Annotated in this window: 13 protein-coding genes; 9 read left to right on the forward strand and 4 right to left on the reverse strand. The window is 65.6% G+C overall.

The genetic code is table 11. The features are described 5' to 3' along the window. Positions 1-117 precede the first annotated feature (117 nt). The 5 genes from V8688_RS20490 to V8688_RS20510 all read left to right on the forward strand — a co-directional run bounded on the left by V8688_RS20490 (position 118) and on the right by V8688_RS20510 (position 3,015). On the forward strand, positions 118-333 hold the full coding sequence (locus V8688_RS20490) for a hypothetical protein (RefSeq protein WP_342801479.1): 216 nt from the start codon (positions 118-120) through the stop codon (positions 331-333). A 175-nt stretch (positions 334-508) separates the two neighbouring features. After that, a complete protein-coding gene (locus V8688_RS20495; RefSeq protein ID WP_342801480.1) occupies positions 509-988 on the forward strand; it encodes a DNA-directed RNA polymerase subunit beta in 480 nt (159 codons plus the stop codon). Positions 989-1,059: 71 nt separating this feature from the next. Next, positions 1,060-1,203 (forward strand): hypothetical protein, encoded by a 144-nt coding sequence (locus tag V8688_RS20500; protein ID WP_195037273.1) that lies wholly within the window; start codon positions 1,060-1,062, stop codon positions 1,201-1,203. A 165-nt stretch (positions 1,204-1,368) separates the two neighbouring features. Further along, positions 1,369-2,451, forward strand: a complete 1,083-nt coding sequence (locus V8688_RS20505) for a radical SAM protein (RefSeq protein ID WP_342801481.1) — start codon at positions 1,369-1,371, stop codon at positions 2,449-2,451. Positions 2,452-2,484: 33 nt separating this feature from the next. After that, positions 2,485-3,015, forward strand: coding sequence for a CYTH domain-containing protein (locus tag V8688_RS20510; protein WP_342801482.1), 531 nt, complete (start codon positions 2,485-2,487; stop codon positions 3,013-3,015). Positions 3,016-3,171: 156 nt separating this feature from the next. On the opposite strand, the gene V8688_RS20515 is transcribed toward V8688_RS20510, so the two are convergent. The 3 genes from V8688_RS20515 to V8688_RS20525 are packed head-to-tail and all read right to left on the reverse strand — an operon-like array spanning position 3,172 to position 7,162. Further along, complete coding sequence (locus V8688_RS20515; protein ID WP_342801483.1) at positions 3,172-4,416, reverse strand: SMI1/KNR4 family protein; 1,245 nt, start codon at positions 4,414-4,416, stop codon at positions 3,172-3,174. Beyond that, positions 4,413-4,943 carry a hypothetical protein gene (locus tag V8688_RS20520; RefSeq protein WP_342801484.1) on the reverse strand — a complete coding sequence of 177 codons (531 nt, stop codon included), beginning with the start codon at positions 4,941-4,943 and terminating at the stop codon, positions 4,413-4,415. The genes V8688_RS20515 and V8688_RS20520 overlap by 4 nt, the downstream gene beginning before the upstream one ends. Beyond that, positions 4,943-7,162, reverse strand: a complete 2,220-nt coding sequence (locus tag V8688_RS20525) for a hypothetical protein (RefSeq protein ID WP_342801485.1) — start codon at positions 7,160-7,162, stop codon at positions 4,943-4,945. Before V8688_RS20525 ends, V8688_RS20520 begins: the two co-directional genes overlap by 1 nt. A gap of 165 nt (positions 7,163-7,327) precedes the next feature. Between V8688_RS20525 and V8688_RS20530 the strand changes: the two genes are divergently transcribed. Together V8688_RS20530 and V8688_RS20535 are read left to right on the forward strand one after the other, a co-directional pair. Further along, a complete protein-coding gene (locus V8688_RS20530; RefSeq protein ID WP_342801486.1) occupies positions 7,328-8,137 on the forward strand; it encodes a helix-turn-helix transcriptional regulator in 810 nt (269 codons plus the stop codon). A gap of 59 nt (positions 8,138-8,196) precedes the next feature. Then, complete coding sequence (locus V8688_RS20535; RefSeq protein WP_342801487.1) at positions 8,197-9,051, forward strand: SGNH/GDSL hydrolase family protein; 855 nt, start codon at positions 8,197-8,199, stop codon at positions 9,049-9,051. Between the two features lie 10 nt (positions 9,052-9,061). Here the strand turns inward: V8688_RS20535 and V8688_RS20540 are convergent, their stop codons facing one another. Further along, complete coding sequence (locus tag V8688_RS20540) at positions 9,062-10,036, reverse strand: NAD-dependent epimerase/dehydratase family protein (RefSeq protein ID WP_342801488.1); 975 nt, start codon at positions 10,034-10,036, stop codon at positions 9,062-9,064. Between the two features lie 192 nt (positions 10,037-10,228). Here V8688_RS20540 and V8688_RS20545 point away from each other — a divergent pair, with 192 nt between their 5' ends. Together V8688_RS20545 and V8688_RS20550 are read left to right on the forward strand one after the other, a co-directional pair. Then, positions 10,229-10,558 carry a type VII secretion target gene (locus V8688_RS20545; protein ID WP_218717180.1) on the forward strand — a complete coding sequence of 110 codons (330 nt, stop codon included), beginning with the start codon at positions 10,229-10,231 and terminating at the stop codon, positions 10,556-10,558. Beyond that, positions 10,555-11,830 (forward strand): hypothetical protein (locus tag V8688_RS20550; protein ID WP_342801489.1); only part of this gene is annotated, 1,276 nt, incomplete at its 3' end. The genes V8688_RS20545 and V8688_RS20550, both read left to right, overlap by 4 nt.

The following is an 11,830-nucleotide window of genomic DNA, read 5'->3' on the forward strand; positions in this document are numbered from 1 at the left end:
CAGCCCAACGTCATCATCACGCCCCCCGATGCGGCCCAGACGATGACGACCGACGACCGGGTTCGCGAAGTTGCCGCCAAGCGACCCCCAGATCGCCGAGCCGACAGAGGTGACCCGATGACCAGCACCCTCGAAACCGACGTTCTCGCCCTCCTCGAACCGGGCGGGATGCTGACCGCCGACACGATCGCACACAACCTCAACACCCCGCGGTGGCGTGTGTCGCGCGTCCTGCACACGCTGCGTCGCAACGGCGACGCCTTCCAGAATCGGCAGGCACAGTGGCAGATTTCGGCCGGACAGCGCCGCCCGCAACGGCAGGCGACTCGATGAGCCACCTCACCCCGCCGACCCCTGCACTCCAGCCGCCGCGGGCCGACCTGGTAGCCACTCTGGAAGCGATGCGCGAAGCCGGATGGATTACGACCGCGCCCGAACCGACACCGGTCGAGGCGACCAGTCCGACCCCGCCGCGCATCCCGGCAACTCAGTTGCCCGGAGGCCAGCAATGACGCAGCCCAGCCCACCTGACCACAAATTCGCCGAAACACCTCGCTCGCGGTGCGAGTTCTACCGGCGCGTGTGTTCCCTGCCCACAGTGATCGACCCGGCTACCGGGCGGATCACGATGCGGGCCGGATTGGTCGGCGCGGTGATGATGCCAACCGATCTGGCACACCGGGTCAAAACCAGCCTCGATGTTCGCGGGATCGCGCCGTTGCCGGTCATCGGCCACCCCCGCGCCGCCATGTGGACCTTCTTGGTAAGGGCCGATATGCGGCCGATCGGCGACCCTGAACAGGTCGCCCGATTGTGGAAAGCACGGGTGGTGGTGATCCGTGAGGGCGATATCGCGTTGCCGTCCCCGGCCCGGGACGCGCTGATGGTCCGTACCTGGGTATCTCCGGCTATCAGCGCGTTCCGGCCCTCCGGCGCGGTAGTCATCGAATGCGCGCTGGGGTGCCTACCTGGAGGGCGAAGGCGATGAACCTCAGCGGTCACTCCCCCTGTCCTGACGAACCCGATATCCATCTCACGATCAAGTTCTCCAGTGTGCGAATGGATTTCGTCGCGTGCCTGACGGCCGCGCTGGTCTTCGTGTGTGAGGTGACCGCGCGCCGACCCGGCACCGTCGCCGTGGATTCCAGACACAACGCCGCCTTTCCCCGCCTGCCATGCGAACGCCTGTACCTACTGCCCTGACCCGAATACCAACCGAATGCCCGCCGCGTGCGCCCGGTGAGACCACACGACACCTCACCGGCCCCAACCCCCGCGCCGCGCGGGCGGCCCCGGAATCGTTTCCCGGCGAATCCGGGGCCACACCAACTTTCGATCCACTCACAACCGATTGAAGGGAGCACGGCCATGCCCCGTGCTGCAATCCCCGTCCATGTCGACAAAGACACCACCTTGCGCATCAAGATTCACGACGCATGCGGCCTGACCTGCACGTTCTGCCATAACGAAGGCACACCAGTAGCCGTTGACAACCGACATCGCTCGCCTGGCGAGTTCCTCGCTGCCGGGGCGAGCGGGCGCATGTCGATCTACGCCCAAACCAACGGTGCGGCCTTCCTCCCAGCCCCGGTACCCGACAACGATGACTTCGCTCATGCGATCGCGGTGCTCGGTGATGCACTGGAGTTGACCGAGGTGCACCTGACCGGCGGTGAACCGACTTTGCATCCGGGAGTCGCCGCCCTGACGAAGATCGCCGTGGATGCCGGGTTCCGAGTCGGCATGACCTCAAACGGTGAACGTGGCGAGCGCGTGATCGGTGATTGTGCCGCTGCGGGGCTGGACAGGGTGAACTTTTCCATCTTCGGCACCACCGCATCCGAACTCGCCGACGTTCAGCACCCCCGCTACCGCAATCCTGTTCTGGCCCAGCGCAGAGTCGATGCACTCGAACGGTCGATCGCAGCGTGCGAGACGCATGGCGTCAAAGCCAGCGCCAATATCGTCGTCCCCGACCACTCACACGCCCCACGAGTGCACCGGCTACTCGACGAGTTCTCCCCGAACCTGACAGTGCGGTTGCTGATGTCACTCGACCACGGCGACAGCTCGATCATCGCGATCGAACGCATCCTCGCCGAGCGCGGTGCCGTTGCCGAAGCCCAATACATCACCGCTGGAGGTTCCAACTCCCGCACCGCCTACCGCCTGCCCGATGGACGGCGCATCCTTTTCAAGCACATCCGCCCCGTCCGGTTGCCGCAGACCTGCGCCGGGTGCAGGTTCAACAACGGCACTGATTGTGAGGAAGGCTTCTACGGCGTGCGGCTCTACTACGACCGCACCGGCACGTGGCAGGTCGGTGTATGCATTCAGCGCATGGACCTGTGCCTACCCCTTGGCGAGTTCTTGACCAGCCCCTTGCGCACCGAAGTCCTCGAACTCCGCAACGCCGAATACACCCGACTCGCGACCCGCCAAGTCGGATAACCTCACCCCAACGGCAACTCAGAAGGAGCCCCCGTGCCCATCGAGCACGAAGCGAAGATCCTCGACATCGACCCCGACACCATCGACCGACACATCCTGGACAAGGGCGGACACAAGCTCGGCGAGCGATTCATGCGCCGCTACGTCTACGACATCACCCCCGGTGTCGACGGCAAGTGGATCAGGTTGCGCGACAACGGCGATCGAACCACCCTCGCAGTCAAAGAGATCACCAGCGACGCCATCGACGGCACACACGAGGTGGAGGTGAGCGTCGACGATTTCGCCGCCACCAACGCCCTGCTCGAGATGCTGGGATTCACCGCGAAGTCTTACCAGGAAAACAAGCGGACCAGCTACACCCTCGACGGCGCAGAACTCGAACTCGACACCTGGCCTCTGATCCCGCCCTATCTCGAGATCGAGGCTGCCACCAACGCCGACGTCATCCGTGTCGCCGAACTGCTCGGCTACACCGAAGCAGACCTCACCGGAGAGAACACGATCAAGATCTACGCACGCCACGGAATCGACCTCAATACGATACGAGAACTACGCTTCTGACGCTTTCGTATCTCGCCGCACGATCTTTACGAATATACCCGAGATGTATCCGTTTGAGGACCCAACAGGCCCGATACCCCACCAGACGCTGCGCCGCTCCTTCCTGATGGCAATCCTCGCGGGCTGTATCGGCTGATCGAGTTCAGATGTGCTGGACTACATCGCAAGCCTCCAGTGCAGGCCGGTGTGGTCGAGTTCGGGTTGGTATTGGGCTTGGAAGGGGTCGCCGGAGGCGATGCTGTTGGTGAGATCGGCGAGCATGGCGCTCAGGGAGGCCCAGGTGGGCGGGTAGTCGTCTGCGGTGTCTTTGCCGAACTCGGTGATACAGCCTTGTAGCGGGCCGGGTCGGGTGTCGCAGATCAGCATGGTGCCGTCGCGTTCTGCGATCGGGATGAATTGCGGGATGAACTGACCGGCCTCGGAGCTGGCCGGCGCTTGTGCGTGAGCATCGGGAGAGGTCCGGCCGTTCCCGAGGTCAGGGTCCTCAGCGGCGAGGTCGGCCCAGACTTCGCACTGCATGGCGTGAACGTCGATCATTTGGTCGAGGCCGAGCAGTGTCATGCTGGGCAGCAGTTCAGCGGCTCCACCACCGTCGTGCAAAGAAAACCATTCACGCAGTTCGGCGGGCCACTCCACGCCTGTCCGCTGCTCGGCATTGACCACGGCTTGCGGATGCGGAGCAGGGCGGACAAGCCGCACCCACGTGTCGGGGCTACTCGCCACGATTGTGTCGCGCAAACGTGCCCACTGGGCGTTTATCGAGGTCGCAAGGGTGGCCGAGACCGGTAGCCGGTTCGTCGGCGAATCAGCCTCGGCAGGCGTTGTGGTGAGCACGCTGTCGGGGTCGGGATGCCGACCGCGATTTGACAGGCATCGCGCGTATTCGTCCACATCGAATGTGTCAGTGTGCTTGATCTGGGTGAGGGGGATCCGATGTGTGGTAGGCCATAGCTGGATCGCGATCGCTACGTCGTTGCAGTTCCGGGCCCGGCCTCGGGCGCTGACTCTGATCCGGTGCAACCCGCTGGGCAACGGCAGGAGTGGATCGAGTTCCGGTGGCCGTATGTGAGACAAGGTGGTTCGAGTCAGCATCGCGGAGGTGCCGAGTTCGATCGCCCCTTCCTCGACGGTCTCCCACTCGTCGAGCTCGGACACACCCAACTCGACGGGGCTCGACCCGATGCCTAGCTGAATGAATCCGTGGGTCCAGCCGACCCATATCTGAGCATTCTCATTGCCTTTGAAATCCCGCGTGATTCCCAGTAGTGACCCCGCTGCGGCGCTATCGATCATCGGCGGCCACTCATACTCGGCGGGTTCGATGTACAGCGCAGCCTCACTGAGTTCGATGGTCTGCCACTGCAACACGATAGTTCCGTCCTCGACGTTTCGTTCGGTCATTTGCGGTCCATACTGCGGACGACCCGGTCACCCAACGGCCGTTCCAGATCGATGATGAGGAAGCCACGTTGCCCCGTCAACGGCTCCTGCTGGCACGGCTGCATCCCTGTGCGTAGCCCGCGAGACAGAGTGACATCAACCGATCCCGGCGTTTCGACAGCGCTGACGTCGTAGCCGTAGCTTGGGCAGTCCCGAAGTTCGAACGGCAGATGCACCGCCAGCTTCGTATCACCATCGTCGAGATCGTAGGACTCGAACGTCATCACCTGAACATGCTCGAGATCGGCCGATCGTGGCAACAGAAGCGGCCTACCTTTGGCGTCGCGGGGCGCTGGCACTGCCACCAGCGCCCACGATGCCTCGGGAACCTGAGAAGGCGTGGCAGCGGGACCCGACGTGGCAGTCACGGCTGTCTGCGTAGCCGGTCCAACCTGCTCGTCTGCCGAACAACCGAGCATGCTGACGCTCAGAGATGCCGCGAGGATTTCGGCGACGAGAACGCCCAGTTTCGTGTGGAATTTGGCCACTACGACCCCTGTACGTTGATGTGGAACGGATCGCCGTCCCGGATCCGGTTCTTCGTATAGAACCAGCTCAATAGGGATCCGGCGGACGAGTTCTGGCTGGCGGAAATGTTGCACACGCTGAACCCTGAAGTGACATGAATCGACGAAGGATCCGCCACGCTATGGAGCCCCGCGTCGTTGATCAAGCACGGCGGGTTCGTATAGGTGCGACCATAGGAGTTCAATACCGCTCCTTCTCTGGTCGATGCCATGGGATATTCGTCGCAACTCTTTCCGGTTGGCCGCGGGCCGGTGACGACCCCGCAGGACGCACGCCGATGGTCGTCGATCACCGACTTCGCTGTCTCTCGGTGGAGTGGATTGGCACCGTAAGCCCCAGGAAGTCCCGACCGCTGCGCCGCGCTCACGTGAGCATTGTACTCCGGATAGGATTGCGATGATGTGTAGTCCAGCACCGGGACCACGTCAGTGAATGCACATCCCCGAGTGTTACGAAGGAAGGGTGCGGCGTCACAACGAACCTGGGGCGCGAATGCGAAGGATCCGCCGGGCGCGACATCTGGGGATTCGATTACGACCTGCCAGTCAGAGTCCATATGCAGCGTCTGCGAGGGTTGCGTAAAGACAAACGGATTGGCGGCGAGAGAGATTGTCGTCCCCGTCGATACAAGTTGGGTCACCCGCCGAGACCCGGTATATGCGCAGGGCTGGATGCCGATGAAGCAGTTGTATTGGAAGGTCAGGGCAGCGCCGATACCTTTCCCGCTCACTCCCGTGACGGCGAAAATCGAATTCGCGGCCCAGTCTGTCTTGTTATATTTCAGGGAAAGGTTGCGTTCCCACTTGCCCGATACCGAGCCGACTTGTTTTCCGTCTTTGTCCATGGCACGGAATTCGACGGTTGCTTGATATATGCAGCCATACGTCGAATTGCCGTGCCAATCGGCCTGTCCAGTAGGGTCGGGACCGATCGACTCGCAAAAGTCCGGAACTCCAGGCGGAGTACTGATATCGGCTGGCGCATTGTTGAACTGTGCAGGTATCAGTCCGCCTACAGTCTGTGTGGGCCTAGCGGTGGTGCGCGTAGGCGGCGGTGTGGATGATCCGCGAGGCGACGATGTCCCGGGCGCGAGCGCTGGCGTCTTGGCCGTCGATACGGTAGGCGACTTGCTGACCGTCCCGGATGGTGACGGGCCAGGCGGCGTCGACCTCGGGGGTGTCGTGGCCGTTCCGGACGGCGGAGTTGAGGGATCGCCTGGGACCGCAGGCGGATCGACCTGCGCTGGCGCAGCGACTGGTCCACTCGTGGAGATACACCATGTGGTCTCGGTCGACGGAAGGTTCCCGCTGCGGATCAATGCTTCGAACGAGTTGCAGTCCAACATTTTCGCAACGTCACCGAGCGGGTCGGCGTTCGCCTCATCCGATGGTTGCGTAGAGTTCTTGGAAGATATCCCTTGGGCCCAAACAATGGGCAGTTTGACCGGGATCTTCGCAGCCGGGATCTTGCCCAGCGCGTGGGCATCGAGTGCGCACGGATCGGTGCCACAATTCGGTTGTGCATCCCAGGTGATGTCGTCGTCGCCGGACCAGTCGGACGGGAAGCCAAACGGCTTCCATATGATGTGACCATCCTGGAAGTCTTGCTTCATGCCGTCTTCGAACGGGTACTCGTCCGTGACTGGGAGTCCGTAGGTTCCATTTTCATATCCGGTAGCCGTCCAGGTCTGCCAAATCTCACCGTTGACGGCGTGAGCTCCCGTACTTCCCGACCAATAGATCTCACCTTGCTGAAAATGGTTGCCTCGACTATTCCTACCTCCACCGAACTCCCGTGACGTCGGGTAACCGAGAGAACCGGATTCATATCCTTTCTCGGCCCATTTGTCGAGAATGGCACCACCGATCTGATTGGCGTGTCCCCCACTGACGTTCGGATGCCAGTAGATAGCGTTGTGCGTGTTCGAGAAGAACTGGTATTTCCCCACACCGTCCGGGGCAGTGCGTTCTTCGGTGGTAGCTTCGCCGAAGAACGTAAATCCGCCTGCCTCATTGTATTCCTGCAGAATAGCGCCCTGGATCGGATAGCCAGCTTGCGCGGGCACTGGAATCATGATCGTGGCAGCGATCGCCGTGGCGGCAGCAGCGATCGCTCCGCCAGTTCGAACGCGATGCTTTCGGTGACCGATCTGACCACGTAGACGAGCAGAGCTCAGCACAAAACACCCCCGGGTAGGTTGGGCGGGACGGCTTGAGAGGCGTAACTCGATTCCAATCAGGGTGGTCCAGCGGGTTCCTTGACCACCCGATCAACACGTAACGATCCGGTCGCAGCGGGGCGATCGTGCCGACTCGCCCATTAGGCCACTTTCGTCCGCCGCAAGTTGCGGGAAGGCTCACAGATTCCACATTGCAGCAATTCCGCAGGTCGATTAGTATTCACTAACAACCTGTCAGCTGGGGTCAGCGTCGACTACTACGTCCGGCTCGAGCAGGGCCGCGCGACCCAGCCCTCCGAGCAGGTCCTCGACGCGCTGGCCCGTGTCCTCGGCCTCGACGAGACCGAGTGCGCGCATCTGCACCGGCTGGCGCGGCAGCGTCGCCGTCGGTCCAGGACTCCCGGCGGGCGGGTTCGGCCCGAGCTGCTGCGGGTGCTGGAGCTGGTCAGCGGCGCGCCCGCGCTGATCATGGATCATCGCCTCGACATCGTCGCGGGAAACCGGCTGGCCGGACTTCTCTACGGCAGGCCCGCTGCGGGCCTGAACACCGCCCGGCACATCTTTCTCGAGGAGTCCGAGCGTGGCCTCTACGCGGAGTGGGAGACCTGCACCCTCGATGTCGTCGGGCATCTGCGCCTGGCGGCGGGCAAGTACCCCGACGACCGCCGCCTGGCGGAGCTGATCGGCGAACTCGCCATGGGCAGCGAGCGCTTCCGCCGGCTCTGGGCCCGCGCGGACGTGCGCGCTCGCACCCATGGCCGCCGGGCCTACCGGCACCCACTGGTCGGCCTGCTCGAACTGCACCAGGAGAACTTCGCGCTGCCGGACGAGTCCGGCATGGAGCTGATCGTGTTGTCGGCCGCGCCCGGGAGCCCGACCGAGGACGGGCTGCGCCTGCTCGCGGGCTTGGGCGCGGACGGTGAGGGGCGCCCGACGGGCCCGCGCGCCGAGTCACGCGACCGTTCCCGGCGGTAGAATCGCAGGTGGCGGACCGTCGGCCCCGCGATCCGCGGTGACTCGGTGAGAAGTGTTCGATGGATAGACCGGTGGTCGGTGCGGTCGTCGCCCAGCTCGTTCTCGGGCTGCTGTTTCCGGGTGCTGTCCCGGCACCCGAGGTGAGCTATGTCGCCCTCGGCGACTCGTATACCGCCGCGCCCGGCTTGCTCGACCCCGTGCCCGGCAGTCCGCCGCTGTGTACCCGGTCGGCACAGAACTATCCGCACCTGCTGGCGGCGGCGACCGGGTGGGAACTCACCGATGTCAGCTGTGCCTCGGCGGCCACCGCGCACATGACCACGGCGCAATATGCCGATCAGCCACCGCAATTCGACGCGCTGTCGGCGCGGACGCGGATCGTCAGCTATCAGGCCGGTGGCAACGACGGGAACCTGTTCCAAACCATGGTCGTCACCTGCTCGGCGCTGAACGCGGGCAACGCCGGCGATGTCGGGGCGCCGTGTCGCGACAGTCAGGGGTCCCGGTTCAGCGACGACATCGCGGCCGGGGAACCCGCGATGGGGGCGGCGATCGGCCGGATCCGGGAACAGGCGCCACACGCGCGGGTGTATGTGGTGGGCTATCCGGCGGTCCTGCCGGAAGCCGGGCACTGCTATCCGCAGATGCCGCTGAGCACCGGCGACGTCGACTACGCGCGCGGCATCGAACGTGAACTCAATGCCGCGCTGCGGCGCCAGGCCGAGGCCAACGGCGCGATCTACGTCGACATCTATACCCCGGCCATCGGCCACGACGCCTGCCGGGACCCCGCGACCCGCTGGGTCGAACCGCTGCTGCCCGCGCAGGTCAACGCGACGCCGGTGCACCCCAACGCCGCCGGGCAGCGGGCCACGGCGGAAGTGCTCCGCGCGGCCATGACGGCGCCGGGGTGAGCGGTGCGGATTACGCGCTGCGCGGCGCGCGCAGGAAGTCGACCAGGTCGGCGACGGTTTCCGCGGTCGGGCGCGGGTAGTAGCCCAGCTCGCGTTCGGCCTTGCCGTGGTCGACGATGGGCGCCGACAGGATCGCGCCGAGCGCGGCCTTGGACAGGATGTCGGAGCCGAAGCGCTTGCTGATCGGCTCGACCACCGGCAGGACGGCGCCCAGCGCCTTGGCCGGAATCGCGAACCGCGGACCCTTGGCGCCGGTGCGCGCCGCGGCCATCCGGCACAGGTCGATCAGCGTGGTCATGTAGCCGCCGAGCAGGTAGTTCTCGCCGGTGCGGCCCTTCTCGCCCGCCAGGATCAGACCGTGCGCCACGTCGCGCACGTCGACCAGGTCGAAACCGCCGCCGATCATCACCGGCGTGCGGCCGCGCATCGCCTCGGCGGCGGTGCGGTTGAGCCGGGACAGGTTCTTCGGGTGGTCGGCCGGGCCGTACACGCCGGTCGGGTTGACGATCACCGCGTCCAGACCGCGCTCGATCACCGGCCGCAGCGCCTGCTCGCCCGCCCACTTGGACCGGTCGTAGACCGGTAGGCCCGGATCGGTGGAGCGCAGCGTGGTCTCGTCGATGTGCCCGCCCGCGCGGTACTGGTCGAAGGCGTGGATCGAGCTGGTGTGTACGAAGCGCCGCGCGCCGGTCTCGAGCGCCGCCTCCGCGGTGACCCGCACGCCCTCGGTGTTGACCCGCCACGCCAGGTCGTTCTTCTCGGCGAGGGTGATCAGTGCGACCAGGTGGTAGACCACCTCGGCGCCCTCGAGGGCGCCGCGCATCGACGCCGGATCGAGCACGTCACCGGAAATCCAGGTGACGGCCGGATCGGACGTGGTCGGTGCGGCGCGATCGATGGCCACCACTTCGTGGCCACGCTCGAGGAGCTGCGGGATCAGGTTGGTACCGAGGTAGCCGGCTGCGCCGGTCACTGCGACCTTCATTCCGCCGAGGATATAGAACATGTTCTAGTTTTGAAAGCGGATCCCGCGGATCGGAGCCGACACGGCTCGATCGTGGTCGGGGTGTTCGGTTATATTTGGCGCACTGCGCCCTCGCGCGGGCGCGTAGGGAGTTCCGCGACCGCCGATCGCGCTCGCAGAGCAGGATTTTCACGACGAGTTGGGGGGTTTCGCATGGCCGATCTCTCGGTCAATACCGATGCCGTCGCCGCCTTCGCGGCGACGAACGCGACCGTGGCGGGGGATATCGCCGCGGCGGGCATCACCGACGCGGCGGGCAACGTCGCCGCGATGACCCCGGTGTTCGGGCTCATCGGCGCCGACTACCTGGCGATGTTCGCGGCCGCACAGGCCCTGCAGGCCAAGGACATCAACGATCTGTCGGCCAAGTTCGCCAAGCTGTCCGACGCGGCGTTCAAGTCCTCGGTGACGTTCGATACCGAGGACGTGTCGCTGGCCGTCGACCTGGCCCGCCAGTCCGCCGGGATGGGAGGCGCGGTATGAAGCCGCTGAGTACCGGTGACGCGGGCGTCATCACCCCCGATACCGCCCTGGCCACCGCCGACGCCGCGACCCAGTCCGCGCTGGGCGCCGTCCCCGTCGACTACAGCGCCGCCCAGGCGATCCTCGACGTCCCGCTGATGCAGCTGCCCGAGGATCTCGAGGCCGACGCGGAGCCGGTCTTCACCCTCGCGCAGAAGATCACCGAGGACGCCCAGAACGCCGCGGTCTCCCCGGCCGGGCTCGCCGGCCTGTCCGGCCTCGGTACCGGCGGCGCCGTCGACGCGCAGGACATCTTGTCCGGCATCTCGTCCGACGCCTCCGCCGCGTTGAGCGGCGCGCAGACTGCTGTCAACCAGGTCGCCGGGCCCGCGCTGGCCACCGCCCAGACGGCGTTCGACCAGGCCAAGAGTGCGCTCACCGGGGCGGCGGGCGGCGGCACCGCCGCGAGTACCACGAATTCCACCAGCTCCGCCGCCGCGACGACGCTGACCGAGGATCCGGTCTCCGCACTGCTCAACGGCGTCTCGATTCCGGCGCTGCCGGGCATCGACTCGCTGTTCGAGCCGATCCTGCAGCTGCTGAGCAGTTTCGGCACCGGGGTGTTCGGCTCGCTCGATCCGACCACCCTGCTGAGCAACTCCTCCTCGCTGATCGAATCGGCGATGAGCGTCGCCCAGGGCGGCCTGAAGACAGTGCAGCAGCTGTGGGAGGGCGAGGCATCCGACGCGGCGACCACCGCCAGCCAGCAGGCGCAGACCGAGGGGCAGGAGACCAGTCAGCGCGGCTTCGACATCTCCGCGCTGACCGAGCAGGCCGCCGCCGTCGTCCAGTCGGGCAACGCGCAGCTGTCGGCGATCGCCACCACCTTCGCCGCCCAGGCCACCGCGCTCGCGCCGACGATCATGCTGCCGCCGACGCAGGCCACCCTCATCGGGCTGGCCACCGAGCATCTCGGCTCGGCGGTCACGGTCGTCAACACCACCCGCGGTGAGCTGGCCGGTTACACCGGACAGCTCAGCGGCGTCGTGCAGAACCTGGTCGCCCAGAGCGGCCTGCCCTCCCCGGAGGAAGTGCTGTCGGCGGCCTCGGAGAACATCGCCGAGCCGCTGCTGACCCAGGCGGAAGAAGCGCTGTCGGGCACCACCGACGACTCGACCACCGCCGCGAGCACCACGCAGGGCGGCACCACCACCACGCCCGGCTCGACCACCACCGCGGGCCTGAGCACCGGCGGTTCCGGCGGCAGCACCGGCGGTGCGCTCGGCGCCCTCG

The sequence above is a fragment of the Nocardia sp. No.11 genome (genome assembly GCF_038752175.1).
Lineage (GTDB): Bacteria > Actinomycetota > Actinomycetes > Mycobacteriales > Mycobacteriaceae > Nocardia > Nocardia canadensis.

Excerpts from the sequence above, each read along its gene's own strand:
- V8688_RS20490 (WP_342801479.1), top strand. The coding sequence starts at position 118 with ATGACCAGCACCCTCGAAACCGACGTTCTCGCCCTCCTCGAACCGGGC.
- V8688_RS20495 (WP_342801480.1), top strand. The coding sequence starts at position 509 with ATGACGCAGCCCAGCCCACCTGACCACAAATTCGCCGAAACACCTCGC.
- V8688_RS20500 (WP_195037273.1), top strand. The coding sequence starts at position 1,060 with ATGGATTTCGTCGCGTGCCTGACGGCCGCGCTGGTCTTCGTGTGTGAG.
- V8688_RS20505 (WP_342801481.1), top strand. The coding sequence starts at position 1,369 with ATGCCCCGTGCTGCAATCCCCGTCCATGTCGACAAAGACACCACCTTG.
- V8688_RS20515 (WP_342801483.1), bottom strand. The coding sequence starts at position 4,416 with ATGACCGAACGAAACGTCGAGGACGGAACTATCGTGTTGCAGTGGCAG.
- V8688_RS20535 (WP_342801487.1), top strand. The coding sequence starts at position 8,197 with ATGGATAGACCGGTGGTCGGTGCGGTCGTCGCCCAGCTCGTTCTCGGG.
- V8688_RS20540 (WP_342801488.1), bottom strand. The coding sequence starts at position 10,036 with ATGAAGGTCGCAGTGACCGGCGCAGCCGGCTACCTCGGTACCAACCTG.
- V8688_RS20545 (WP_218717180.1), top strand. The coding sequence starts at position 10,229 with ATGGCCGATCTCTCGGTCAATACCGATGCCGTCGCCGCCTTCGCGGCG.